21 protein-coding genes, 1 tRNA gene and 1 pseudogene are annotated in these 23,970 nt (G+C 39.1%); 7 read left to right on the top strand and 16 right to left on the bottom strand.

Translation table 11 applies throughout. The features are described from left to right. Window positions 1-133: 133 nt before the first annotated feature. Together ACM0OP_RS16445 and ACM0OP_RS16440 are read right to left on the bottom strand one after the other, a co-directional pair. Window positions 134-373: a hypothetical protein gene (locus ACM0OP_RS16445; RefSeq protein ID WP_414529496.1), complete on the bottom strand. Its 240-nt coding sequence runs from the start codon at window positions 371-373 to the stop codon at window positions 134-136. Window positions 374-620: 247 nt separating this feature from the next. Then, complete coding sequence (locus tag ACM0OP_RS16440; RefSeq protein WP_414529495.1) at window positions 621-998, bottom strand: hypothetical protein; 378 nt, start codon at window positions 996-998, stop codon at window positions 621-623. A gap of 173 nt (window positions 999-1,171) precedes the next feature. Here ACM0OP_RS16440 and ACM0OP_RS16435 point away from each other — a divergent pair, with 173 nt between their 5' ends. Continuing rightward, on the top strand, window positions 1,172-3,493 hold the full coding sequence (locus ACM0OP_RS16435) for an NACHT domain-containing protein (RefSeq protein WP_414529494.1): 2,322 nt from the start codon (window positions 1,172-1,174) through the stop codon (window positions 3,491-3,493). Window positions 3,494-3,666: 173 nt separating this feature from the next. Further along, complete coding sequence (locus ACM0OP_RS16430; protein WP_414529493.1) at window positions 3,667-4,395, top strand: cupin domain-containing protein; 729 nt, start codon at window positions 3,667-3,669, stop codon at window positions 4,393-4,395. 24 nt (window positions 4,396-4,419) lie between these two features. Here the strand turns inward: ACM0OP_RS16430 and ACM0OP_RS16425 are convergent, their stop codons facing one another. After that, a complete protein-coding gene (locus tag ACM0OP_RS16425; protein ID WP_414529506.1) occupies window positions 4,420-5,703 on the bottom strand; it encodes an aspartate aminotransferase family protein in 1,284 nt (427 codons plus the stop codon). Window positions 5,704-5,854: 151 nt separating this feature from the next. Between ACM0OP_RS16425 and ACM0OP_RS16420 the strand changes: the two are divergent. After that, a pseudogene (locus tag ACM0OP_RS16420) lies at window positions 5,855-6,902 on the top strand (potassium channel family protein). Window positions 6,903-6,904: 2 nt separating this feature from the next. Here the strand turns inward: ACM0OP_RS16420 and ACM0OP_RS16415 are convergent. From ACM0OP_RS16415 to ACM0OP_RS16370, 10 genes are all read right to left on the bottom strand, one after another. Then, a complete protein-coding gene (locus ACM0OP_RS16415; protein WP_414529492.1) occupies window positions 6,905-9,526 on the bottom strand; it encodes a CBS domain-containing protein in 2,622 nt (873 codons plus the stop codon). A gap of 510 nt (window positions 9,527-10,036) precedes the next feature. Then, complete coding sequence (locus ACM0OP_RS16410; protein WP_414529491.1) at window positions 10,037-11,023, bottom strand: heme-dependent oxidative N-demethylase family protein; 987 nt, start codon at window positions 11,021-11,023, stop codon at window positions 10,037-10,039. Further along, on the bottom strand, window positions 11,010-11,579 hold the full coding sequence (locus tag ACM0OP_RS16405; RefSeq protein ID WP_414529490.1) for a methylmalonic aciduria and homocystinuria type D protein: 570 nt from the start codon (window positions 11,577-11,579) through the stop codon (window positions 11,010-11,012). Before ACM0OP_RS16405 ends, ACM0OP_RS16410 begins: the two co-directional genes overlap by 14 nt. A gap of 319 nt (window positions 11,580-11,898) precedes the next feature. Beyond that, window positions 11,899-12,105: a glycogen debranching protein gene (locus ACM0OP_RS16400; protein ID WP_414529489.1), complete on the bottom strand. Its 207-nt coding sequence runs from the start codon at window positions 12,103-12,105 to the stop codon at window positions 11,899-11,901. Between the two features lie 158 nt (window positions 12,106-12,263). Then, the gene (locus tag ACM0OP_RS16395) at window positions 12,264-12,998 is read right to left on the bottom strand and encodes a DevA family ABC transporter ATP-binding protein (protein ID WP_414529488.1); all 735 of its coding nucleotides are present in this window, start codon (window positions 12,996-12,998) and stop codon (window positions 12,264-12,266) included. A 29-nt stretch (window positions 12,999-13,027) separates the two neighbouring features. Beyond that, window positions 13,028-14,194 carry an ABC transporter permease DevC gene (gene devC, locus ACM0OP_RS16390; protein ID WP_414529487.1) on the bottom strand — a complete coding sequence of 389 codons (1,167 nt, stop codon included), beginning with the start codon at window positions 14,192-14,194 and terminating at the stop codon, window positions 13,028-13,030. Window positions 14,195-14,213: 19 nt separating this feature from the next. Beyond that, complete coding sequence (locus tag ACM0OP_RS16385) at window positions 14,214-15,059, bottom strand: alpha/beta fold hydrolase (protein WP_414529486.1); 846 nt, start codon at window positions 15,057-15,059, stop codon at window positions 14,214-14,216. A 6-nt stretch (window positions 15,060-15,065) separates the two neighbouring features. Next, on the bottom strand, window positions 15,066-16,355 hold the full coding sequence (locus ACM0OP_RS16380) for an ABC exporter membrane fusion protein (protein ID WP_414529485.1): 1,290 nt from the start codon (window positions 16,353-16,355) through the stop codon (window positions 15,066-15,068). Window positions 16,356-16,409: 54 nt separating this feature from the next. Then, on the bottom strand, window positions 16,410-16,994 hold the full coding sequence (locus ACM0OP_RS16375; RefSeq protein WP_414529484.1) for a TetR/AcrR family transcriptional regulator: 585 nt from the start codon (window positions 16,992-16,994) through the stop codon (window positions 16,410-16,412). Between the two features lie 287 nt (window positions 16,995-17,281). Next, a complete protein-coding gene (locus tag ACM0OP_RS16370) occupies window positions 17,282-18,490 on the bottom strand; it encodes a bifunctional sterol desaturase/short chain dehydrogenase (protein ID WP_414529483.1) in 1,209 nt (402 codons plus the stop codon). Between the two features lie 250 nt (window positions 18,491-18,740). On the opposite strand from ACM0OP_RS16370, the gene ACM0OP_RS16365 reads away from it, so the two are divergent. Both ACM0OP_RS16365 and ACM0OP_RS16360 read left to right on the top strand, forming a co-directional pair. Beyond that, complete coding sequence (locus ACM0OP_RS16365; protein WP_414529482.1) at window positions 18,741-18,971, top strand: DUF433 domain-containing protein; 231 nt, start codon at window positions 18,741-18,743, stop codon at window positions 18,969-18,971. Beyond that, the gene (locus ACM0OP_RS16360; protein WP_414529481.1) at window positions 18,968-19,342 is read left to right on the top strand and encodes a DUF5615 family PIN-like protein; all 375 of its coding nucleotides are present in this window, start codon (window positions 18,968-18,970) and stop codon (window positions 19,340-19,342) included. The genes ACM0OP_RS16365 and ACM0OP_RS16360 overlap by 4 nt, the downstream gene beginning before the upstream one ends. Before the next feature lie 203 nt (window positions 19,343-19,545). Here the strand turns inward: ACM0OP_RS16360 and ACM0OP_RS16355 are convergent, their stop codons facing one another. Together ACM0OP_RS16355 and ACM0OP_RS16350 are read right to left on the bottom strand one after the other, a co-directional pair. Then, a complete protein-coding gene (locus tag ACM0OP_RS16355) occupies window positions 19,546-19,815 on the bottom strand; it encodes a hypothetical protein (protein WP_414529480.1) in 270 nt (89 codons plus the stop codon). A gap of 787 nt (window positions 19,816-20,602) precedes the next feature. After that, a tRNA-Cys gene (locus ACM0OP_RS16350) sits at window positions 20,603-20,674 on the bottom strand. A 376-nt stretch (window positions 20,675-21,050) separates the two neighbouring features. On the opposite strand from ACM0OP_RS16350, the gene cpdA reads away from it, so the two are divergent. Further along, window positions 21,051-21,848: a 3',5'-cyclic-AMP phosphodiesterase gene (gene cpdA / locus ACM0OP_RS16345; protein ID WP_414529479.1), complete on the top strand. Its 798-nt coding sequence runs from the start codon at window positions 21,051-21,053 to the stop codon at window positions 21,846-21,848. Here cpdA and ACM0OP_RS16340 read toward each other — a convergent pair. Next, the gene (locus ACM0OP_RS16340) at window positions 21,845-22,435 is read right to left on the bottom strand and encodes a chromophore lyase CpcT/CpeT (RefSeq protein WP_414529505.1); all 591 of its coding nucleotides are present in this window, start codon (window positions 22,433-22,435) and stop codon (window positions 21,845-21,847) included. The two genes, cpdA and ACM0OP_RS16340, sit on opposite strands and share 4 nt — an antisense overlap. A gap of 184 nt (window positions 22,436-22,619) precedes the next feature. Here ACM0OP_RS16340 and ACM0OP_RS16335 point away from each other — a divergent pair, with 184 nt between their 5' ends. Further along, window positions 22,620-23,810: a tetratricopeptide repeat protein gene (locus ACM0OP_RS16335; RefSeq protein ID WP_414529478.1), complete on the top strand. Its 1,191-nt coding sequence runs from the start codon at window positions 22,620-22,622 to the stop codon at window positions 23,808-23,810. Window positions 23,811-23,970: the final 160 nt, after the last annotated feature.

Here is a 23,970-nt window from a genome sequence, read left to right as displayed (position 1 = left end):
TAAGTTGTCAGCAAGTTGCCGTTTTTTTATCCAGCCAACTTTTTACAATTCTTTTTTAATAAACCTGGTATAACATTGTGCCTTGAATAATCTCTTAATAACCAAAATTATTTCACTGCTATGCTAAAGCCAATTAGCGAGAAGATTCATAGATGATGGCGACTGCAAACAAACAGAATATAGAAACTGCAATGCGGAAAATCCATGCCCATATACTTGGGTATAACAGCATTTGTACAACTTGAGAAACTCCAAAAACTCTAGACATAACAAATGCGATCGCAAAACCAAGTAGAGTCAGTAGAAAATATTTCAAACCTTTACAAGCTACATAGAATAACGAACTACTGCCCTGATTTAGTTTATTTTTCATGATTTTTACCTTTTAAAAAGTGAAATATGGAATCAATTCACCCTCAACCACACAAAGTTGAAAATTTTAGTTCATAAATATGAGATTCTGCTGTTGAATAATTCCAACAAAAAAGCTGGTCAGTGACATCTCACTCAAACCAGCTTTTGTGATTAAGTTCTAATCCTCCCAGCTTATTCATAAACTAAATTTTTAATTATTCAATTTAGTTGAAACAACTGTTTTTATACAAAGCAGATGAAACAAGCTAAATACTTTTATTTTTCCCCATACAAACCCGGTAAGAAGGGCTAAATGTAGCTATAAATGCTCTGTTATCGGGATATTCTAGGTTAATTACACCATACCCACGCCCCAAGGACATGGCTGTGAGGGCTGCTTGAAAAAATCTTGATGGACAACTAATGTCTTTGCTTTCGATTAAACTCATCAATTCAACAAGTGATGTTGGTAACCAATTATCAAGTGCAAATTCTTTTAGCTGTATCTTAGACAAATTAAAGCTTTTTACATTCGGGACCACTAATTTGAGATTATTTCCCTCCACGGTTCTTAACGTGCAATTGAACGGACAACCAGGACTAGGCAGAATTTTAATTAATTCCAGAATTTCCTCTGTGTCCATAAAGCCTTAGCCTCCTTTAGTATCAGGGCGCTTCCGCCTGTTTATGTCTCCGTCTTTACTCAGATGATAAACCCATGTCGGTTTATATGTCAAGCAATGTCTGTCTAAAGATTTTTTAAGGTTGCTCTATAACCATAGTATAATGGGTGAAAAGCTTTTTGACTTAGACATTTATGGCAAAACCCACATTACAAGCTTCGTTAGAAGGAATCCAGACCATTAAAAAAGCGCTGACTCAGCAGGGATTCACGCAAAAGATGCTGGCTGATAGGTTAGGACTTCATCGTTCTGTCATTAGCTCCTTGCTGAATGGCAAACCGATTCTATTAGACAACTTTCTCGAAATTGGAGCGGCTTTGGGTGTTGCCGAAAATTTGGAGAAACTCACTACATCAGAGATTGAAATCACATCTTTGGTGGAAGATATACGTAGTAAAGTCAAAGTTATTATTCAAGAATGGTGCGGCACAATGCGCGTCCTTGATATGCCTCAACCGAGAGAGATAACTCAAATCTACACAAATGTTAACATTTTAGAAAAAATTACTGCTCACAGACGCAAGACAATTCAAGAGCTGCTGACAGAATCTAATCTAGAATATTTGGAAAGATTTGGATTAGGTAGAGTAACTGAAGAACGAGTTTCAGGCGAAAGTGCCGTCGAAAAATATAAAAAGCTAATTGTTCTAGGAAAGCCTGGATCTGGAAAAACTACTTTTCTCAAATATTTAGCTATTCAGTGTAACGAGGGAAAATTTAAACCAAACCTTGTGCCTATTTTTATTAATCTCAAATATTTTTCTGAATTTCCTAATTCTATTCCTTTATTAGAATATATGGGACAAATTTTTTCTGAATCTAGCGTAAATCTAGGGCAAATTGAACAACTATTTGAAAGTGATTCACTTTTAGTTTTATTGGATGGACTAGATGAAGTAAAAAATGAACATTACCAACGAACTTTAAACGAGATTAGAAATTTATCGAGAAAATATTATAATAATCATTATATTGTAACTTGTAGAATAGCCGCTAAAGAATATTCCTATGATGTATTAGATAAATTTACTGAGGTTGAATTAGCAGATTTTGATGAAAACCAAATCGAACTCTTTATTTCTCAATGGTTGGATACTAAAAAAAATACACTTATTAAGGCAGAAGATTTACTTAAATCATTAAAAAACAATTCTCGTTTATTTGAGTTGGCAGTAACACCTTTGTTATTAACGTTAATCTGTTTGGTTTTTGAAGAAAAATGTAATTTACCCAATAATCGTTCAGAGTTATATACGGAAGGACTTGAAATTCTTCTCAATAAATGGGATGCTAAACGAGGAATCCAGCGAGAGCAAGTTTATCAACAACTTTCTCTTCAAAGAAAGAAAGATTTATTAAGTCATATAGCTTTCAAGACGTTTCAAGAAAAATCATTTTTCTTTTCTAAAAAGGAAGCTAAAATGTATATAAAAGAATATATCCAAAATTTAAGCAGTAATGCCGACCGAGAACAAGAAGCACTGCAAATAGATAGTGAAGGAATTTTACATGGCATTGAAGCACAACATGGAATTTTAGTAGAAAGAGCTAAAGGAATTTATTCTTTTTCTCACTTAACCTTTCATGAATATTTGACTGCTCGTGAAATCAATTTTAGAAAGCGTCCACAGGAAGCAGCTTTTCAAGAGTTAATTAAAAAGAGGGACGACGGTGACTGGCATCACTGGAAAGAAATTTTTCTTCTCTCAGCAGAAATGGCTCAACCAAATGCCGAACTTTTCTTTGAAAGCATGATAAAAAGCAATTATGAAATTATAGAAAGAAATGAAAAAATTAAAAAGTATCTTAGTTATGTAAATAAACAAGCATCAAATCTTCAAACTTCAGTTAAACCATGTGCGATACGAGCTTTTTATTTTGATATTGATTTTGATATAGATCAAGAGCGGCGACTCAGTTTACTACTAGACCCTTCAGCTAATTATTTAGTCTGTGGCAGTTTTTTCGCTCGTGTCTTTAAAAATACTGATTTTGCAGAAGGTATTCATGTCGCTGAAAACTATGATAAAAATGTCGCCGTGGGGGAGCAAAAAATTAGTGAAGTATCCTCAGCTAATGAAGCCATGTATATTGCTGTTAAATATGCTCTTGAATCTAACCAATTACAGCCAAAACTAAGAACTGTTTTAAAAAAGATATACCAAAATGATGCTCAAATTGACAATGATGAACCTAATGAAGAAAAGCTGAAACATTTAGCTGATAAATCTAGAAGCGTTGCAAAGGGGAACCGTCAAATAGGCAGTAATGATTGGCAATTTAATGATGATGAAAAAAAATTGCTTAAGAAATATTATGATGTTAATCTCCTATTGGCAGAGTGTTTCAATACTGATTGTTCTCTTGACCGCAAATTTCGTCAACAAATTTCAGAGACATTATTGTTACCTATTAACTTTAAAGTTGAATTTGAAGAAATTTTTCGTGAAAAATGATTTGATCCGTCGGATGCCTTAAATTGCCTAAAAAATTATCCTTCATGGTTGGTATAACTAAATTTAAATTGTTTTCACTTCATTGACTTTTTTCTTTTCCAAAGATGCTTCCAAGTATTTTCACACCCAAAAATCAACAAAATACAATCATAAATTTGTAAGGTAAACTACTCATGAAACTTCAAATATATCAACAGTTAATTCACGGAACTCTTTCCAACTTCAACGAACAAGCACCAGATTGGTTTATGGCTTGGAATGGAGAGTCTATTGAACTTCCTGATACAGGAACCCATTTTGGTTTTGTCTATAGTGGTCATCCCGTTTTGTGTCGTAATGCGGGTTCGCAAGACTACAAGCTTCACCCTGGTATGTACTTTAGTTTATCTGGAGGAGGTGCAGTTGGGGGTGAAAATTCATCGGGTTTTGTGGTGACTTGTCCGACTTTTAAAGGGGTATTTATGATTGGGGGAGAAATTGAATCTATTGGTAGGTTAAGTTATATCGATGGCGGTACAGATAATGTGCTGATTCCGCCAATCATGTCTGGAGATCCTTGCCTGAATGCTTTATATTTTCCCCCAGGAGTGGATCAGACGATTCATACTCATCCTAGTTATCGGCTAATTATTGTAGTTGAAGGTAGTGGAGAGTGTGAAACCCCTGATGGAATTACTCAATTGCAACCAGGTATGACTATTTTGATTCCTGCTAATAACCTGCATAAGTTTCGGACACAGGAAGATAAATTAACTGTTGTTTGTTTCCATCCTGACTCTGACACGGGATTTACTGATACCAATCACCCCATGCTCAAACGTACAATGGTGGAGGGTATGAGTGCCTCTAATCTGCCAGAAATTCAGACAAAAAGGGTTATAAGCAGCGAGAGACAGGTATAAAAACCCATCCTCGCTGATTATGGCTTAAGCCGTCAGAGATGCGATCGCATCTTCCACAGCTTGCAGAGCAAAATTAACTTCCGCCTCAGTTACAATCAATGGTGGTACAAAGCGGACAACTTTCGGTCCTGCTGGTACTAGCAATAAACCCTTTTCCATAGCAGCCTTAACAACATCAACTGAGGTGAAGGGAACATCTGCTTGTAACTCCATACCATTGATTAAACCCCAGCCTCTGACTTCAGAAATTTGCTGAGGATATTTAGCGGCGATCGCATTTAAGCCATTTCTTAGCTGTATACCCCGTTCTTCCACATTCTGCAAAATATTTTCTTTTTCCAAAGTCTGACAAACAGCCAACGCCACACCACAAACAAAGGGATTACCACCAAAAGTGCTAGCGTGTTCTCCCGGTTGAAAAACGTCGCAGAACTTCTTACTCATCATCGCCCCAATGGGGATACCGCCACCCAAACCTTTAGCACTGGTAAAAATATCTGGTTCTACACCCAGATGTTCATAACCCCATAACTTACCACTGCGTCCCATCCCAACTTGCACTTCATCGAAGATCAACAAAACGCCAGTTTCATCACAAGCTTTCCGCAGTTTTTGGAAATAAGCGACATCACCAGGACGCACACCGCCTTCTCCTTGCAAAGGTTCAATGAGAACAGCCGCTACACGGTAATCACCCTCATCTAACTCACTCATTGCCGCCTCTACAGAGTGAATATCGTTATAAGTAACATATTCAAAACCTGGAACTAAAGGATCAAAATATTTTTGATACTTCGGTTGTGCTGTAGCAGTAACTGTCGCTAAAGTCCGACCGTGGAAACTAGAATTGGCTGTTAAAATAATCGGTTTGTCAATGTCTAATACTGTGTGGGCATATTTACGCGCCAGTTTAATAGCGGCTTCGTTAGCCTCAGCCCCAGAGTTACAGAAAAATACCCGGTCTGCACAGGAATGATCTACTAGCCATTGGGCTAATTCCCCTTGTTCGGGAATGTAGTACAAATTAGAAACATGATGCAGCTTTTGGATTTGGCGTGTCACTGCTTCCACCATTGCGGGGTGGGCGTGTCCAAGAGTGCAAGTGGCTATTCCGGCCACAAAGTCAAGATATTCACGTCCCTGGGTATCCCAAACCCGACAGCCAGCACCCCGGTCTAAGGCTAGGGGAAACCGGCCATAGGTTGACATGACGGCTTGATCGAAGCTTTCAGGGTCAAAAGGACTAGATGACATAGAATTTGATGTTGGGGGGATGGTAGCTTGCTCAATGAGAGTTTGTATACTCAAGACCGCGCCTCCTGATAAGTCTTTAATTTTAATAGTCACTTACTAGTTTGCTAGATATTTATAAAAATTACATTTTATTTATTAAATCTGATACTTTTTGAGAAGCTAACGGTTAAATATCCTGCCAAAAAATCATAACAGTGAGTAAATTTTGTATTCCACACTTGAGAGAAAATACCGACGACTGCAAAAAGAACTGACCCTGGGGGGGCGTTTTCCTTATCGGTACTTTGTGGTACAAGTTCATGGAGGGTTGGTCATGGCAAGAAGCTGCTTACATGACTGTTATTACCTTAACTACTGTGGGCTACGGTGAAACTAATCCTTTGAGTAGTCGGGGAAGATTGTTTACAATTGGCTTAATTTTGTTAGGGGTAGTTACTATCGGTTACATTGTCAACCGATTTACAGAAGCGGTGATTCAGGGCTATTTTCAAGACGGCATCAGACTGAGGCAACAGAGAAGATTAATGGAATCACTGACTCAACATTATATTATCTGTGGATTTAGTCGCACTGGTCGTCAAATTGCCAAAGAATTTCAGGCGGAAGGCGTACCTTTTGTGGTGGTGGATTCTAGTTTGGAATCTGTGGAAGAGGTAGAAGCACAAAATTACATAGCATACCAAGGTGATGTAACTTTGGATGACACACTCTTGAAAGTTGGTATAGAACGAGCAATTTGTATTGTGGCTGCTTTACCTTCAGATGCTGAAAATTTATATACAGTCTTAACAGCAAAAACACTGAATCCCAAAATTAGGGCGATCGCACGAGCCAGTACAGAGGAATCTGTGAAAAAGTTACAACGTGGTGGGGCGGATGCCGTGGTTTCACCGTATATTACTGGTGGGAAGCGCATGGCTGCGGCTGCTCTTAGACCGCAAGTCTTGGATTTTGTAGATGGTTTCATCTCCGGTCTAGACGGACAGTTTTATATGGAAGAATTTTTACTTGACCCGGTTGTGTATCCTTATGTGGGGCAAACTTTAAGACAAACAAGATTGCGATCACACTCTGGTGCTTTAGTAATTGCAATTCGCCGCGCCGATGGTCATTTAATTGGTGGCCCCACTGGTGAAACTATTTTATTACCGGGAGATACCCTAATTTGTATGGGGACATCCGAACAATTGCGTAGCTTGAACCAAATTCTCATCCCCATGAGTTCTCAAAGACGGCGACGGAGAAATAACTGAGATTAATTAACTAACACCATCTGCACCGTTTCTAATAGTTCCTTCAGAGTGTAGGGCTTAGACAAAAATATTGGCACACAAGCTCCTATTCCTTTCAGGCGATTTTTATTCGATACCAATCCACTAATAGCGACAATCTTGATAGCCGGATTAATTTTGCAGATGACTTGAATAGCTCGTATACCATCCATTGATGGCATTTCTATATCCATTAATATTACACTAATTTCATTTTTATGTTGGGCGTAAACTGAAACAGCCTCTATACCATCACTAGCGGTGAGGATTCTGTAATTGTAACTTTCTAGAGTAGCTTTGTTAGTTGCTCGAATACTGTCTTCATCATCAACAATCAAAATTAATTCGCCGTTACCTTGGCTTATCTTGCTTTTATCCGTTTCCTCTGTGACTATTTGATCAGAAACTGGCAAATAAACTTTAAAATTACTCCCTAAGCCTACCTGACTCTCAACATCGATAAAACCGCCGTGATTTTTGAGAATACCAATAATTGTGGAAAGTCCTAAGCCAGTACCTTTACTAAATTCTTTCGTAGTAAAAAAGGGTTCAAAAATTCGTTTTAACAGCTCTGGTGGTATACCAGATCCTGTATCTGAGACAGTGATCACAATGTAGCTGCAAATCTTTGCTTCTGGATTCATCTGGGCATAATGTTCATCAACAAAGAAATTATCTGCTTCTAAACCTAGAATACCGCCATTTGGCATGGCATCACGAGCATTAACACACAGGTTCATTAGCACCTGATGAATTTGAGTAGGATCAGCAACTATAATCGAAGAAATTGTATTTGGTATATAGGTTTGAACTGCAATTGATTTGGGAAATGTACTTTTAATAAGCTGCTCAATTTCTTTTAATAAATGTCTGGCTTGTAGCGGAAAGTGCTTGCCTTCAACTCCCTGGGCAAAGGATAAAATTTGCTTAATTAATTCAGCACCACGTTTGGCACTATCTTGCTGCATTTTTAGCAGTTGGCGACTTTGCTCATCCACATTGCCTAGTCTCAGGGGGAGCAGTTGAGTGCTTGTCAGAATTGGTGTGAGGATGTTGTTTAAATCATGAGCAATACCACTTGCTAGAATACCAAGATTTTCTAGGCGTTGAGTCCGCAGAAATTTAGCTTCTAATTGTTTTTTTTCGGTAATATCGGTGTTAACAATTAAGATTGATTTTGGCTCTCCAAATTTATCGCGTACTAGTGTCCATCGACTCTGAACAATAATTTTTTCGCCATATTTAGTGACTTGATGTAACTCTCCTTGCCAGGAATTATCTTTTAAAACACTTAAACAGACAGATTCTAGTTCCGGTGAAGTTTTTTCATATAAAATCTCATTGGCATTTTTGCCCAATACTTCAGATGCTAACCATTGATAAATACCCTCAGCACCTTGATTCCAAAATAGTATCCGCCTCTCCAAATTGCAAACAAAAATTGCGTTTGTGGCAATATCAATTAGGGCTGCTTGTTCACGGATTTTCTCTTCTGCTCGTTTGCGTTCCTCGTTTTCTTGCTGTAACAGTGCATTGGCTTGGGATAATTCGGCGGTTCGTTGGGCAACTTGTTGTTCTAAGCTTGTATAAGCTTGATGCAGTTTTTCTTCTGCCTGTCGCCGTTGAATAACTTCTTGTTGCAATTGCTGGTTACTTTGTTTTAGTTCTTTCCCCTGCTCTGCAACTTGTTCTTGTAAAGCTGCAATTACGCTAGTTATTTCTAAGGGGTCAAATAATTGTAAAAAGCTGGTTTGAGTAACAATTCCCAGAAATTCCCCAGTTTCATTGGTGACAACTAATCGCCGTAAGTATCGCCGTTGCATTTCTCGATGGGCAAACCATAAGATATCTTCAGGATGTACACAAAATAACGGTGTACTCATCACAGTTTGAGCTTGAATTTGGGTGAAATCTAGCCCTAAGACTTGAAACTGTACAATATCCCCTTCGGTGATTATTCCCTGGGGGGTTATGCGTCCTGTAGAGTCAGGTTCTGCAATCACTACGCAATTGATTTTTTGACTATTCATTAGCTGGGCAATATCAAGTAATCTGGCAGTCAATGGGGCATAAATATCATGATTGACAGTTACTTCTGATACAGAGCGTAGTTTCAATAAATTTGCTGGTTGCAATACTTGACGAATTGCTTCATGTGTGATGACTCCAATTACATAATTGTTGTCATCCACAACTGGTAAATGATGAATGCGATGTTGATGCAAGATTGACAGCACTGTGAGCATATCCTCAACCTGGGATTGCTGAATAGTAATCACTGGGTGAATCATGACTTCAGCAATGGTAATCTCAGACAAGTTCACGCCCATAGCAGTGAGCCTGACTACATCCCACTCTGTAAAAATGCCTAATAGTTGTCCTTGGGAAATCACTAATACACAGCTAGCTTTTTCAGGATTTGGTGGTAGTTCCTGATTTACTGTCTCGTAATTACTGCCTCGTGCTTGACTCATAAATGCGATCGCATCAACAACACGAGTATCAGCAGTCACAGTCAAGGGAGAACAATAAATTACATTTTTTAAAGTAGGCAATTCTAGAGACACACAATTAGCTAATGATTCAATTCCTGGTCTAAGGGTCATATAGCAAAATTCAAAATTGAAATGCTTGTTGTGACTGGGGGTTGGATTTTGATTTTTTCCATCTCCTAACCATCTTGGTGGTTGCTAGACTTGCTATGGCGGGATGCATTTGAATGAAGTACATCATAGTCCTATCCCTGCAAGGGAGGATGGGTTCTTGTATATCACTCAACCGATAACCGCTATACATTTTCTAAATAATAGAAAAAACTCTAATTATTCCCTAGAAATCGAGATTAAATATGCTTTTTGTCCAACCCTCTTAGAGAGGTTCCATAAAACGTTGCTACAGTCTTTGTGGGAAATGTCTACTGAGTTACAGGCTAAATTTCCAGGTATTTACGCTTGCAATTATTTTTTTGGTAGATAATTCAGTAATTATATGGTTGTTTATTTTCCAATCATAATACTTTGGTTATACTTTTGGCATTGTATACAATAAATTTTTATTCTGTCATTAGTGAAATGCTGTGCATATCAGGAAAAATATCACTAAAATTAAATTTTTAATTATCCAATCTCTGCAAGCCACTGTAAAATACTAGCTTTGCTTTCTAATAAACTTTTATATATCAGTGATTGCGATGTCATAGATTCAATTGCTGCACACAGCTTGGCTCGTAAAACTGAGTCTTGTTTAATTACACTACAATCTTGAAAATAAGTCCGAATAGTAAATAGTGCGGCTTCATAGTCTGGGAGTCCCCAAATGACTTGTCTTTCAATGCGTAGGTAAAGTTGAGGATGCTGTGGGTTAAAACTTCTACCTTGCCATTGATTTACTAATACACCCAGTGGCGGTTGAGGATGATGATTTAAACGGGAATCGGTACTCAAACCCCAAGCAAAACGTACCATTGGTTTTTGATCAATCATTGTATTTACAATCGCATCCCCCCGCAGATTTATTTTTTCCATCCCGGCGACGGGTGCATGAATGGCGGCAAAGTTTTTACCAATTTTGGCTTCGGCTGACCAATGATTGGGATAGCATAAATGGATAGCACTTAACCAATTACTACCATCCGCAGCACGACAAACAACTGTAATATCTTCTTGGATTTGTGCGGCTAAAGCATCCAGGATTGAGGCGTAAGAGGGAATAATGGGACTACCTTGGACTTTCTGTAACTGCCAATCTGCATCTAAATACAGGGTTTCTTGAGTGAGTCGGCTATGGAATTTGAGAGTATTGGCTGTTTTTTGACAATCAAAATATTGCGGGTGTTCTTGGGTGAGGCGTTCAATTATCAAACGGGCGATCGCACCAGCTACATCTGGAGTATAGTTGCAAGTCTGATAATATTTACGCAAACTTTCCCCACGAGCTAACATTTTACTTTGGCGGTAATCAGTAAAATTAGCATCAATTTGAAACACCTGTTGATCAGCTTCACCGTTACCTAAACAGACACCAAAAGGCATCATTCCCGGCTTGACTTCATAGCGTCCATTGCTCAAAGGGAAGTAGTAAGCTGGATTATTAGCAGGTTTCACTGTTTGTTAACCGTTGATTCCAACCATGTAAGGGTGCAATTTCTTGGGTAGAAGTTTCGATCATGTTTGGGGGTGCTGCGGAGATTAAAACACTGGGATAAACTGCTGCACCCCAGACAGGATGAACCAGCACCCGACATTTGTTTTTCATCACTGGATAGTTGAGCAAAGCTTTGACAACTGCTGTGTCATTGTGGGGAATTTCTCCCGGATGAGACAATAAGGGGTAGCCAGTGCGAGGATCAATTAGGTCTGTGAGATAACCGCGATCGCGTAATTGAAACGCTAAATCACAGCCAAACCGCATAAACTTTTCCCGTAGGCGTTGTTTCTCTGTTTCTATTTGATTTGTACTTTTAACGAGTTGATAACGTGATTGCTGTAAAACAATCACCACCCAAAAACAAGGTTGATTTTTCCAATCTGGTAATATCCGTTCGCAGTTGGCACAGATATAATCACTGGGTGCATGAATGGAAATCTGAACTCCTCGTCCTGTTTTGCCAACTAAATTAATAGGACAGGCTTTTTCAGAAGTGTAAACTTGGGAAATCACTATATTAATTTGCTATTTGCCAATTTCACTTTTAAGTCTTGCTACGATGATAACTCTTAAAACTTCCTAAAAGTCATTAATTTTCTCTAATTCGTGAAGGTATTCCTAAGTTTTTACCCAGAAGTTGTAATTTTTTAACTTAATTTTTATATTTTTTTAATCTTTGCTTAAAAGTCAGGCTAGTTTGACCACTAGAATAGGAAAATATTTTCCCCGTTGGTGAGCATAAAAATAGAGGTGACTAAGGGGGGATAAATAACCTTAACTGGTGGGGTGATCATTTTTTCCTAATCCCTATTTCCCACTCCCCACTCCCCACTTAATTAAGTTTGAGAGCATTAACCGGGACTTCATCCCAAGACTTGACAGTTCGCAGTTGTGCTACCCAACCGGCTGATTTTTGGTTTTCGGTCAAGTTGTCTTTAAACGATTGATGACAATCTTTAGCTTGCGATTCGTTACAACAAGCAATACAAGCGTAAATCATCCCGGAAGGATCTATTTGCTCATTCACCCAAATGGTCATTAGATTTACTCCTTAAAACTCTATAGAAGTTAATTTTAGCCGAATCTTTCTTAATATTTGTGAGCGCGATCGCATTGGAAGCTGATGTATAAAACCACAAAGAAAGTTAGGAATAAAATTTAAACACCCAATCACTTACTCCCCACACTCCCCACTCCCTACTCCCCACTCCCCTGCTTTAACTGACCATCTTCCATATAGATAATCCGATCAGCAATATCTAAAATTCGGTTGTCATGGGTAACTAGCAAGATTGTACAACTTTGTTCTTTGGCTAATTTTTGCATTAATTCCACAACATCACGCCCAGATTTTTTATCTAATGCTGCGGTGGGTTCATCGGCTAAAACTATTTTAGGATGACTGACTAAAGCGCGGGCGATCGCAACTCTTTGTTTTTGTCCCCCTGACAGGTTCTCTGGATAGTAATTTACGCGATCGCCTAAACCCACAGTTTCCAACATGGCGATCGCTTTGGCGTTGATATCCTGCTTTAATAAGTCGTTGTGTAACTCTATGGACATCCTGACATTATCTTTGGCTGTTAAAAAACTCATCAGGTTATGTGCTTGAAAAATATACCCAATTTGGCGGCGCAGTTTAGTTAATTGTCCTTTACTAGCGCCATAAATTTCCTCTCCTAAAATTTTTAAGCTCCCTGCTTGAGCCGAACGTAAACCACCCATCAGGGTCAACAGCGTGGTTTTTCCTGAACCAGAGGGGCCGGTCATAATCACGATTTCACCGGCTTTAATCTGCAAATTAATATCAAATAAAACCTGTTTACGCAGATTACCTCCACCAAAGTAATGATTGAGATTTTCTATAGCAATTACTGGTTCTACAACCGACTTATCTGCAAGGTAATTTACTGATATAGAGTTTGGTAACATGGAATTTTATAATCTATGCTGAGTGAGGATTAAAAAACATCGGCGGGGTCGGCTGTGCGTAATTTTTGCATGGCGATCGCACCTGAAAAACTACACATAATTACTGTGAGAATAAATACAGTTATTGCTCGTTCTAACTTCATAGTTATCGGTAGCATGGTGGCAGCGTAGGCAATCTGATACAATCCAAAGGAGAGGAAAAATGCGGGGATGTAACCTAAGACAGCTAAAAATAAAGCCTCTTGTAACAAGACTCCCAACAAATAGCGATCGCCATAACCCATTGCTTTGAGGGTGGCGTATTCTGGTAAATGTTCAGAAACATCAGAGTAAAGAATCTGGTAGACAATCACAATACCGACGATAAACCCCACCACCACACCTAAACCAAAAATAAAACCAATACCAGTACCCTCAGCCCAGTATTGTTTTTCTATCTGCGCGAAACCTTCTGGAGTCAAAACAATTACATCATTAGGTAAGTCTGCGGTTAATTGCGATCGCATTTTGTCTGCATCTACATCCGGATGCAGTGTAATTAATCCTACTTCAATTCGGTCTCTTTGACGTTCAGGAAACAACTGCAAAAAAGTAGAATCACTAGTAATCACATTACCATCAGCCGCAAAAGAAGCACCATTACTAAATACACCACTCACACGGATGACTTTATTATTCAATTCCGTTTCAAACTTACCTCTTTCCTGAAAAATATCACCCACAGCGCCATATTCTGGACGACCCATTTGATCAAACAACACCTGATTTAATTGTTTTAAAGATTCCTGATTTTCTTGAACTTCGGGAAATTTAAATGCAGTTTCTACCGGATCGATACCCCAAATTAAAATAGCACGATCCAGACGAGTTTCAGGATTGCGCCATTGTCCAGTCCCAATATAAACAGAATTGACTGATTTTACCCCCTCATAACCCAATGTTTGATATAGTCTATCCCTAGAAAAACTTTTGACGGAAAACAGCGTTTGAAATTGGGGATTAATTAACACCAAATCCGCTTGTAAATTGCGATGAGGTTTAATTGCTGCATCAAATAACGCACTTTCAAAACCAAGCTGAATAAACATCAGTATATCAGCAAATGCAATCCCAGCCACTGCAATTAATAGCCGAGTTCTTTCTTTCATTAATTGCCGCCATGCTAGGGGCGTTTTACGAGATAATAAAGGAATCATAGGTTATAAATGTGCTTAATTATTTAGCGAGAAAATCTAAAACTAGAGAATTAAATTTGTCGGGAAATTCCAAATGGGGATAATGACCACAGTTATCGAAAATATGTACCCGATTATCAGGTAAACTTTCAGCAGCAACCGCAGCATGAGAAACAGGAAGGATAGGATCTTGTTTACCCCAAATAATCAGGGTTGGCGCTGTAATTTTTCCCAGTTGTTTAACTATTTTAGAAAAAACAGCCTTTCTCACACCAAATAAGTTTAAATGTGTCCGTAATAATTGCAGTAATGCTTTTTCTCTGTGAGGAAGGGAATAAATGGGGTAGCGAATTTTCTTCCACTCTTGAGGAATTAGCTTCCAATTATACACTTCTTTTCTTAACAGGAAATCAATCTTTTCTCGATTAGCAGGAAAGAAGCGTAAAGCTAATGGTAAAGTTGCTAAACGCAGTATCAAGTTAATTTCTTTTCCTAGCCCAAAACTACCTATTAAGATTAACTTTTCTATTTTGTTGGGGAACATTAAACTAAATTGGATAGCAGCAGCACCTCCCATTGAATTACCCACTAGGGTAGCAAGTTTAATATTGAGGGTATCCATAAAGTTTTTGATAAATTCAGCTTGGTAACTTAATGAATAAGTAGCTGATGGTTTATCAGAAAGACCAGAACCGACCATATCAATAGCGTATACACGATAATGTTGCGCTAAAACCTGAATATTATAAAACCAAAATTCTACAGAACCTCCAGCACAGTGTAATAAGATAATAGTTTTTCCCTGATTTCCTAAATTCCAATATCGGGTGTTAATTTCACCGACTTTAATATATTGGTCTGGCGGAATATCTGTAAGTGTGATCATATTCTTCTAAAAAGTAATTGCTGTTTGTACTTGCAAATTAGTTAAATCTGCCACTTTTTTACTATCTTCAGGATGCAAGCGAATTTTGACATCAATTACCCGGCTGTCTAGGTTTTCTCCTGGTTGATTACTAAAAACATTTTGTCTATTTACTTGCAAACCAATTTGAGAAACTGTACCGCGTAATTCCCCAGAAAATGCTTGACTAGTAACTACTGCTGGCTGTCCAACTTGGATTTTATTAATATCAGTTTGATAGATTTCTGCTATGACTACCATTTGTGCAGTTTGCGCTAAATCTGCAATTCCAGCATCCCGAATTTTTTCGCCAATTCTTGTATGAATTTTGAGAATTTGTCCGGCTATAGGTGCTTTAATATAGGTAGATCCTAAGTTAGTTCGCATTTGTTGCAGTGTCGCCATTGCATTCTCAACTTCACTTTTTGCAGCTTGTATATCTACTGGGCGAATTTCTTGGATACTGTTGAGAGTAGCTTGGGCTTCAGTAATTTGTTTATTCCCTGTGCTGATAATCCGAGTGAGTGCAATTTCAGCTTGAGTTAGTTCTCTGCTAGCGGTGGAGTTAATACGATTTAAAACTGCTTCGGCTTCTTTGAGTTGCTGTTGTGCTGTTTCCAGAATTAAACCTTTACTATCAAATAAAGATTGAGAAATTACGCCTTCAGATGATAGTTGCTGATAACGATCATATTCTGATTGGGCGTTGTTTAGTTCTGATTTTAATTTGTTAATTGTCGCTTCCTGTGCAATTCTATCACCTAATGATTGCGCTTCTATGCGGGCGATCGCCTCTTGTTGATTAATTCTATCTGCGGCTAACTCTGCTTGTAACCGTTCAATGGTGGCTTTCTGCGCTGCAATTTCTCCAGCTTTTGCACCAGCTTGAACTTGGGCTAGTTTAGCTTCTGCAACTTTTACCTGCTGCTGTGCTTGCAGTACATCAGTCTGCAAAAGAGTACGTGAGTCTAAAATTGCCACTGTCTGACCAGCTTCAACTGTATCACCTTCCGCAACTAAAATTTCCGCGATGCGATCGCCATCTAATTGCAAAGGTGCAGATAGCCTAATTACCTCCGTCTCTGGTTCTAATCTTCCTAACGCACTGACTCTCGCTACCACTGGCTGACTTTCTGCAACTTCAGAAGTAGAACTATTACCAACTAACCCAGATTGAGAAATACCATAAATAGCAATTCCCCCTGTAATTACAGTAGCAGCTACCACGAAGAGAATTAACTTGGGATGGGGAATTTTATTTAACACATTTTCAGACATTTTTACCTGATTTATTCTATGAATGAGTAGAGAAATGATAAATTACTAATTAAATTACTCCTCTGATAAATTTTGCCCTTCTAAATATTTAGTCAGCATTGTCGCTAACAACGAGCATTGTTCCCGAATATCACTAGTTTGATAACCCCATATTTTTCCTAAAATTAAACCATCAATAAAATTCAAAATAAAAGTAGATAATACTGTATCTTGAATCCCTAAACAATCACAAGCGGCTTGCTGATACTTTTGATTAATTTCTTGAAAGACAGGACTATTCGTAATAGTTTCTGGATCTTGATGCTGACAAAAATCAACAAATATATAAGTCTGATTAATAAAGTCAGTTTGATTTTTAATTAAAAAATCAGCCATGACATTCATTCTTTCTGAAAGGGTTTGCATTCCTTTAATTTCCGCCAATGCTGAACTAATATCCTGGTGACTTATTTCCTCGACTAATTGCTCAAATAAAGCTTGTTTACTGGCAAAGTAATGATATAGCGTACCAGTAGAAACATTTAAACTTTCAGCAATTTCTCTCATGGTAAGCGCACCGTACCCTTTTTCAGCAAATAAATCAAAGCACTGACTGAGGAGTTGTTTACGATATTGTTCATGATTAACTATTTTCGGCAATTTTTTTATATCGAACGCTTGATATTTAATATCATATCACAAAATTCACTGGAAAACCAGGGAACAGACTTGCTGTTTTCTAGGACGTATTTTCAAAGTCTCAAGGTATCGTTGGGGAGTGGGGAGTGGGGAGTAGGGAAAAAGCCTTTCAGTTTATGTCCTAACGTCCTTGGCGGTTGCTATAGGTTCAACCAAGTAAAGCAAATATCGGGTAAAGTTGGGTTTTGTGTCCTCAACCCAACCTACATTTTCGTCTAATTTTGGGTTTGAAAACAGTCCTTAGCCTCTTAAAAATTAGCTGTTTTGCTAAAAATACGATAATATAGCCACGTACTAGCTTCCTTGACTGGAAACAGCAGATAGGTCAGAGGATTTACAGTCACAATAATATTACGGAAATCTCGCCGTGCTAAAAACAAGATACCACGAGCTACTTGGGGCGCTGACATTAACCCATAAGGATTGAGTTGACTTTTAAAAGGCCCTAAAATTAACTTACGAATCACACAACTACCATCCAACCGCTTCAGGGTGACAATATTTCCCAATGTGCGTTTACTCAATTCATAAAGGGGACTTAAAGCCGGGGAAACCTCAGCCTCAGAAGTATTCACCCAAATTTCCTTTGTGGCCTTAGTTTGTGGTCCGGTGACAGTAGTTAAAAATATATCCATTAACCGCAAAGCAGAGAAAGTATTCACCTCATAGGAAGCAGCAATGGCTTCAGGTGTACGGTTAGCGTAAACATTCACACCGTGATTGATAATCAAAATATCAATTTTTTCTAAACTCTCTTTTAGTTGCGCTTCATTACCCAACTCCCAGGAAAGCACTTTCAAGTTAGTCTGCGGTGCTAATTTTTCGGGGTTAGTAGTCAGAGCTACCACTTTGGCATTATGCTTGAGCAGTTCCGCCGTTAATGCTTGACCGAGAGAACCGGATGCTCCAGTTAAAGCAACGGTTTTACCTTTAAGAGATAATCCTGTACCTAGTATTTTATCCACGAGAGGAAATACACCACTATAGTAAGCGTTCACATTATCAAAATGGTGTCGCCAGTGGTAACTGCGATTTACCCACCAAACTGAGGGAATGATTTTTAAAGGGCCAGGTATATGAGTGTAGTCTGTCTCAACTTTACCCGTGACATATCGCACAGAAGCACCATACAGGAAAGTACAGCCATAGACTACTCCTAGCCATAAACCCAGTTGCTGAACCACTAAGGCGATGATGGTTAAAGCCGTCACCAATAAACTGGACTCAATAAAATCATTATAAAACTGAGAATCTCGGTAAGCTTGCACAGAGACAATGGATAAATCCCGCCGATAGACTTGATGGTGCTTATTGTGCCATTTAGCCAGCCATTTGACCTGGTGACATAAAACATGGTACGTGTCTCTAATCACTTCAGCCAACAACAAGGAAACGACTCCCCAAGCCGCAAACTGCAAACCACCATTGACTAACACCCAATTAATTTCACTGAACATTGTCATGTTTTCCTGCACACCACTTAATCTTAATCTTTCTTCATATTCTGACAAGAATAGATTAAGGTGACGTTATAGAGCAAGATAAAATTTCACCCCTTTAGTCAGGACTTTAGTTCTCTCTGGGAGAGACTACACAATGCACACAAAATATTCCCAGCGATTCTGATGGCGCACAGAGCAAGGCAAAGCTAGATAATGGCTAGGTAACAGGATAAATCATTAATATTGAAAATAAAGTAATGACCCTATGAAACCACTAAGCCGAATCACATTCAACCCAGAAATTATGGGTGGCAAACCCTGCATTCGAGGTATGCGTGTTACTGTAGGTACAATTGTTGGCTTAATGGCAGCAGGACATACGCCAGAAGATATCCTCAAAGCCTACCCATACTTAGAATCTGAAGATATTTATGAAGCCCTAGCTTATGCTGCATGGCGGGTAGAAGAAATTGAAGTACCCCTTGCTTCCGCATGAATATTTTACTTGATATGAATCTTTCGCCTGACTGGGTGAAAGTGTTGGAAAATCAGGGTTTTGAAGCTGTTCACTGGTCAACAATTGGTAATCCCAGTGCTACAGACAAAGTAATCATGGCATGGGCGCTTACAAACGACTACATTGTTTTCACCCATGACTTAGATTTCGGGACACTGCTAGCAATGACTCAAGCTGATGCACCTAGCGTAATTCAAGTTAGATCACAAGATATCCTACCAGCTAATTTAGGTAATTTAGTGATCAGTGCCTTGCGCCAATTTAAGCAAGAACTAGAAATGGGCGCTTTAGTCACAGTTGATGAAGTAAAGGCAAAGGTAAAAATTTTACCAATTAAGAGAAATACTTAAACGCCAACAGACGTTGATCGAGCTACCTGGATTATTAAGTAATTGTAAGAAGTCAAGAATAACATTTTAGCCCTGGTTAGCACCGGGGCTTTTTTTTATATAGAATCATAGCATAGTCAGGCAGACAAAAAACCCTCAGCACGATTAGGCACTAAGGGGACAAAGTATGTCATTCATCAGCAGTAGGAGGCTGCTAATCCTAGTTAGTCAATCTGTGACTGTTCATTCTCTATGATATCGTTGGTATGACCAAGCACTAATGGTTTGCCTGGAGTATCTGCAATAACTGGGTCTTTGCAGTTTCGCTTGTCCACCAAAAGCTCGAAACCAGCATTAGTACGCTTGACGTGCAATACACCGCCGCACTCGCTACGCATTACCATTAGTCCCAAAAATGGCAGTGCAAACACGGTTGCAATAGTCCCCCATTTTTTGATATGCTGAAGTAAGCTAAGTTTGGGTTTACGACCCATAAGCTGTTTAACCTTTTATTCAAAAGTTTACACGAAAGCCTAAAAGCTGCACGTCGGCAAAACAGACAGTTTTAGGTAGCGAAAACCCCCCTGCTTTTTCCTAAGTTGGGGGGGTTTTGTTATTAAGATAATAAGATACTTTGGGCAGAAAAGTCAACACGTTACAGAATAACCATCATATAACTAATATAACATAACAGTTATGCAGTCATCTCCCGTATTAAAGCCTAAATATTTCTATTTTTTATGTATATTTTTAGACTATTTAATAAAGAACGAACATACCATATTTTTGCTAAAAGCTTATATTTGTGTAGAAAACACAGGATTTTGCAATGTTCATGTTAAGAAACCTTAGCAAAGGGAAGTAATAGCGGTTTACTATCGAAATACTTTAAAGCAGTTACTTTCGTGTTAGCATACTTACTTTTTGGCTTTCACGACTAGGGTTAAAAAATCAACTGAGATGCACTGAAGTCTAGCACGGGTGTCTTACGCCATTGCTTATTAAATAACCCTACGGCTCTGTTTACGAGTCAGGGTGAATATTTCAGCTATTGTGGTCTCTGGGAAAATCCTGGAAATCTACCTACATGAAATTGACTGGATAATTTCACCAGGGAATTGCAGGAAAAAAGTCATTTCCGCGATCGCCACAAAATCATCAAAAAAAACCATCAAATAACTACCCCATTGGTACGGAATTGGTACAAAATGGAATAAAGCTACCCTAATTCCAGTACTGCAATGTACCCAGAACACCTGTAAAATCGTTGTTTTACCTTAAAGGCGACACCCGGATTTGAACCGGGGGATGGAGGTTTTGCAGACCTCTGCCTTACCACTTGGCTATGTCGCCGTGCTTCGTCTCACGATTCCTTATCATAACATATCTTATCTAAATTTGCACCTTACCTCTGTGGGAATTTTTGCTGGACTTGCACAAATTGAGTAGTACATAGCATTTTCACATTCCAGGAGATGGCAACGTTGCATGAAGATTTAGGGCGATAGTGTGAGGAATTGATGAATTTTTGGCTAAGATGCGTGACGTAAAATACAAAAAAAAATACAATTTCACTCTTAAGATGGATGGAAATTATCGCTTTTTTCAGAAGTTGGATATTTATTTATGCTTTTTAGCTTTATGATTACATAAAAATCAATGTCAGGTTGGATTAGTTAGTCGCAAAACAGAATTAGAGATTAATCTGCATATATTGCCATCTGTGAATATGAATCAAGTATCTCCGATATTAGTTGCTCAGATTACAGATACACATCTGTTTGCCTCGGAAGGTCACAAAATGGACGGAGTGCCTACTGTACAATCTTTAGAGGCGGTTATAGCTAGGTTAAAGGAACTCAGGAATGAACTTGATTTGCTGCTGCTGACGGGGGATTTGTCTGGTGATGGTAATGCTCAATCTTATGATCATCTCCAAAGTTTACTGAATCCTTTACAAATACCTACTTATTGGTTGCCTGGAAATCATGACTGTGCGATCGCCATGTCGGATATCTTAAATATGGGTATGGTGTCTCGGCGCAAGTCTTTTCAGCGTGGTGGTTGGAATTTTATTTTATTGGATTCTTCTGTACCGGGTTCTGTGCATGGTTATCTAACTGGTAAAACTCTGGATTGGTTGGAATCTGAGTTGAAGGTTTTGGGTGATTGTCCAACTTTAATAGCTTTACATCATCCGCCTTTTACAGTGCATTCTGCTTGGTTAGATGACAGTAGTTTAAAAAATCCCCAAGATTTGTTTGCTGTTCTCGATCGCCACCCCCAAGTTAAGCTAGTTTTATTTGGTCACATCCATCAGGAGTTCCAACTCCAGCGTCACCAAGTCGAATATCTGGGTTCGCCGTCCACTAATTTGCAGTTTCGCGCTCAAAGTCCAACTTTTAAGCTAGATTCTAAATATCCTGGCTTTCGGTTATTGAAACTATACCCCAATGGGATGTGGGAAACCCAGGTGGAACGAGTTCCTTATTTCCAGCCATTGGAGTTAGCGGCGAAGGTATCTTAATCTCTTACTTCATCAGCAAAACTCTGACGGCGCAGAAAGTAAAATGGACCGGCGACAGAACCCCAAATATGTTCATTGCTGTCTAAGTTTCTACCTCTATCAAGGCTAATAAATTTCTCTTGGTTGATTTCAAATTCACTATCTAAATAGGTTTTTTGTCCTTTACGAAAAACGATGCAACCTTTGCCGGGTTCGACTTTGCCTTTGAAGCTGTTACCAGTCCACTCTACAATCATGTTACATCCTGGTAGCTTTTCTAAGCGATCGCCTGTTAAGGTTTTTAGCCGTGTGAGGTCACGGGATGCACCATAAAAGTTTTCTTCTTCTTTGACAGTATAGTTTTCAATGGCAATGCGATCGCCTGTAGGCAGCAATTTTAATACTCTGACACGATAAGGGTCATTGAGCATATAGTCATAAGCCTGTTCCACAAATAAACTGATTCCTGATAATACCTCTACAGGTAGAGGACGCATACACACGCGAATGTGAGCAAAAAAAGGTGGGTTTTCAAATGCTTGTGCTTGATTACTAAAATCAGCCGCCATCCAGCGCGCTAAGGTTGTAATATCCATAGAATTAGTGATTACGGATGTAAAAATTCTCTGGATTTATTGTATAGGGAATTGGGAATTGGAGTGTGGGGAGTGTGGGAGGTGTGGGAATTGGGGAGAATTATTAGTTTTTGCTGCGTCTCATAAGTTGGCAGTTAAAATTTGTGGGTATGGTGTTCATACCCTATGTCCTATTCCCATTTCAGGTACAGTACCCATGCTTAGGCGCTTATGTATTACTCTTAGTGTCGCTATCCTCTGTCAGCTTCACACTTCTTTGATCGCAGAGGCCAGACAACCGGATAAATTTCCTGCTAATCCTTTAGAAGTCACCACACCAGATCCACTGCTACCAACACAGCAGTTAACTCTACCAGAAATGCAACGATTGCAGAGGGATTTGGATGAGTTACATCAGGAAGGTAGGGCGAAATTACAAGCAGGTGATCAAGAGGGTGCATTTGCTATTTGGAACCGGGAAGCGCGTTTACGGCGTTATTTTGGTGATTTGGCGGAATTAGAAGCATTATCGCGGTTTGGTGCGATCGCCTGGAGTCGCAATGATGGAGAACAGGTAAGATATATTACACAGCGTTTGCAAACTATTGAAAAGCAAGCTCAAAAGCAAGAGACTGTGGATTTAGAATTAATGCGATCGCTAGCCCAAGCATACCAACAAGTGCGATCGCCGAGAATGGCTTTGCAAGTTTATCAGCAAATTTTAAATGTCGTCCAAGAAAAACAAGATGCAGCCGGAATATTGCAAACCCTGAAAACAATGGGCGAACTACATTTGAGTTGGTTTGATTACCCCCAAGCAGCCGCCACCTATGAGAAATTATTGAATTTAACTGCTACCCAGAGCGATCGCACTTCTGAGTTAACATACCTGCAACAGTTAGCTTACATTTACCAGCAGGACAAACAACTGAAATCAGCAGTGGATGTTCTCACCAGACTAGTGGAAATTTACCAACAGGAAAATCAACTTAGTCAAATACCACAATTAAAACTCACCATTGGTTCCAACTATGAACTTCTCGCCCAAGAAAATCCTAGTTTACTGCGAGAAGCATTTAACCACTATCAACAAGCTTATACCATAGCCATGCGATCGCGTCAGTACACCCGCGCCGCCGAAGCCTTGCAAAAATCAATTCCCCTATATCGCGCCCAAGGACAAATAGAAGCAGCCTTGCAAACTAGCCAAATCCTCATTGAAACCCAAGAAAAAGCCGTCAACTATTACGGAATGATGCAAGCCTACGACCAAATGGGGCAATTATACCTAGAACGCCGAGAATATCCTCAAGCACTCACAGCCTTTCAAAGAGGATTAGAACTAGCCCAACAACTGCAACATGAAGAAACATACTTCACCCAACAGATAGAAAAAGCCTCGCAATGAGAAGAGGCAGGGGGGCAGGGTGCAGGGGGGAGTGTGGGGAGTGTGGGAGGTGTGGGAGGTGTGGGAGGTGTGGGGAAAGATTGTTACTCCTCAATACCCAATACACAATACCCAGTCCCCAGTCCCCAATACCCAGTCCCCAGTCCCCAATACCCAGTCC

The sequence above is a fragment of the Nodularia chucula CCY0103 genome, assembly GCF_963923915.1.
GTDB classification, from domain to species: Bacteria; Cyanobacteriota; Cyanobacteriia; order Cyanobacteriales; family Nostocaceae; genus Nodularia; species Nodularia chucula.
The sequence above is the reverse complement of the archived record's forward strand: the minus strand, read 5'-3'. Positions and strand labels throughout refer to the sequence as shown.

What these genes read in the sequence shown, in the direction of transcription:
- ACM0OP_RS16445 (WP_414529496.1), bottom strand. Translation starts at nt 373, where the DNA reads ATGAAAAATAAACTAAATCAGGGCAGTAGTTCGTTATTCTATGTAGCT.
- ACM0OP_RS16440 (WP_414529495.1), bottom strand. Translation starts at nt 998, where the DNA reads ATGGACACAGAGGAAATTCTGGAATTAATTAAAATTCTGCCTAGTCCT.
- ACM0OP_RS16435 (WP_414529494.1), top strand. Translation starts at nt 1,172, where the DNA reads ATGGCAAAACCCACATTACAAGCTTCGTTAGAAGGAATCCAGACCATT.
- ACM0OP_RS16430 (WP_414529493.1), top strand. Translation starts at nt 3,667, where the DNA reads ATGAAACTTCAAATATATCAACAGTTAATTCACGGAACTCTTTCCAAC.
- ACM0OP_RS16415 (WP_414529492.1), bottom strand. Translation starts at nt 9,526, where the DNA reads ATGACCCTTAGACCAGGAATTGAATCATTAGCTAATTGTGTGTCTCTA.
- ACM0OP_RS16400 (WP_414529489.1), bottom strand. Translation starts at nt 12,105, where the DNA reads ATGACCATTTGGGTGAATGAGCAAATAGATCCTTCCGGGATGATTTAC.
- ACM0OP_RS16395 (WP_414529488.1), bottom strand. Translation starts at nt 12,998, where the DNA reads ATGTTACCAAACTCTATATCAGTAAATTACCTTGCAGATAAGTCGGTT.
- devC (WP_414529487.1), bottom strand. Translation starts at nt 14,194, where the DNA reads ATGATTCCTTTATTATCTCGTAAAACGCCCCTAGCATGGCGGCAATTA.
- ACM0OP_RS16385 (WP_414529486.1), bottom strand. Translation starts at nt 15,059, where the DNA reads ATGATCACACTTACAGATATTCCGCCAGACCAATATATTAAAGTCGGT.
- ACM0OP_RS16380 (WP_414529485.1), bottom strand. Translation starts at nt 16,355, where the DNA reads ATGTCTGAAAATGTGTTAAATAAAATTCCCCATCCCAAGTTAATTCTC.
- ACM0OP_RS16370 (WP_414529483.1), bottom strand. Translation starts at nt 18,490, where the DNA reads ATGTTCAGTGAAATTAATTGGGTGTTAGTCAATGGTGGTTTGCAGTTT.
- ACM0OP_RS16365 (WP_414529482.1), top strand. Translation starts at nt 18,741, where the DNA reads ATGAAACCACTAAGCCGAATCACATTCAACCCAGAAATTATGGGTGGC.
- ACM0OP_RS16360 (WP_414529481.1), top strand. Translation starts at nt 18,968, where the DNA reads ATGAATATTTTACTTGATATGAATCTTTCGCCTGACTGGGTGAAAGTG.
- ACM0OP_RS16355 (WP_414529480.1), bottom strand. Translation starts at nt 19,815, where the DNA reads ATGGGTCGTAAACCCAAACTTAGCTTACTTCAGCATATCAAAAAATGG.
- cpdA (WP_414529479.1), top strand. Translation starts at nt 21,051, where the DNA reads ATGAATCAAGTATCTCCGATATTAGTTGCTCAGATTACAGATACACAT.
- ACM0OP_RS16335 (WP_414529478.1), top strand. Translation starts at nt 22,620, where the DNA reads ATGCTTAGGCGCTTATGTATTACTCTTAGTGTCGCTATCCTCTGTCAG.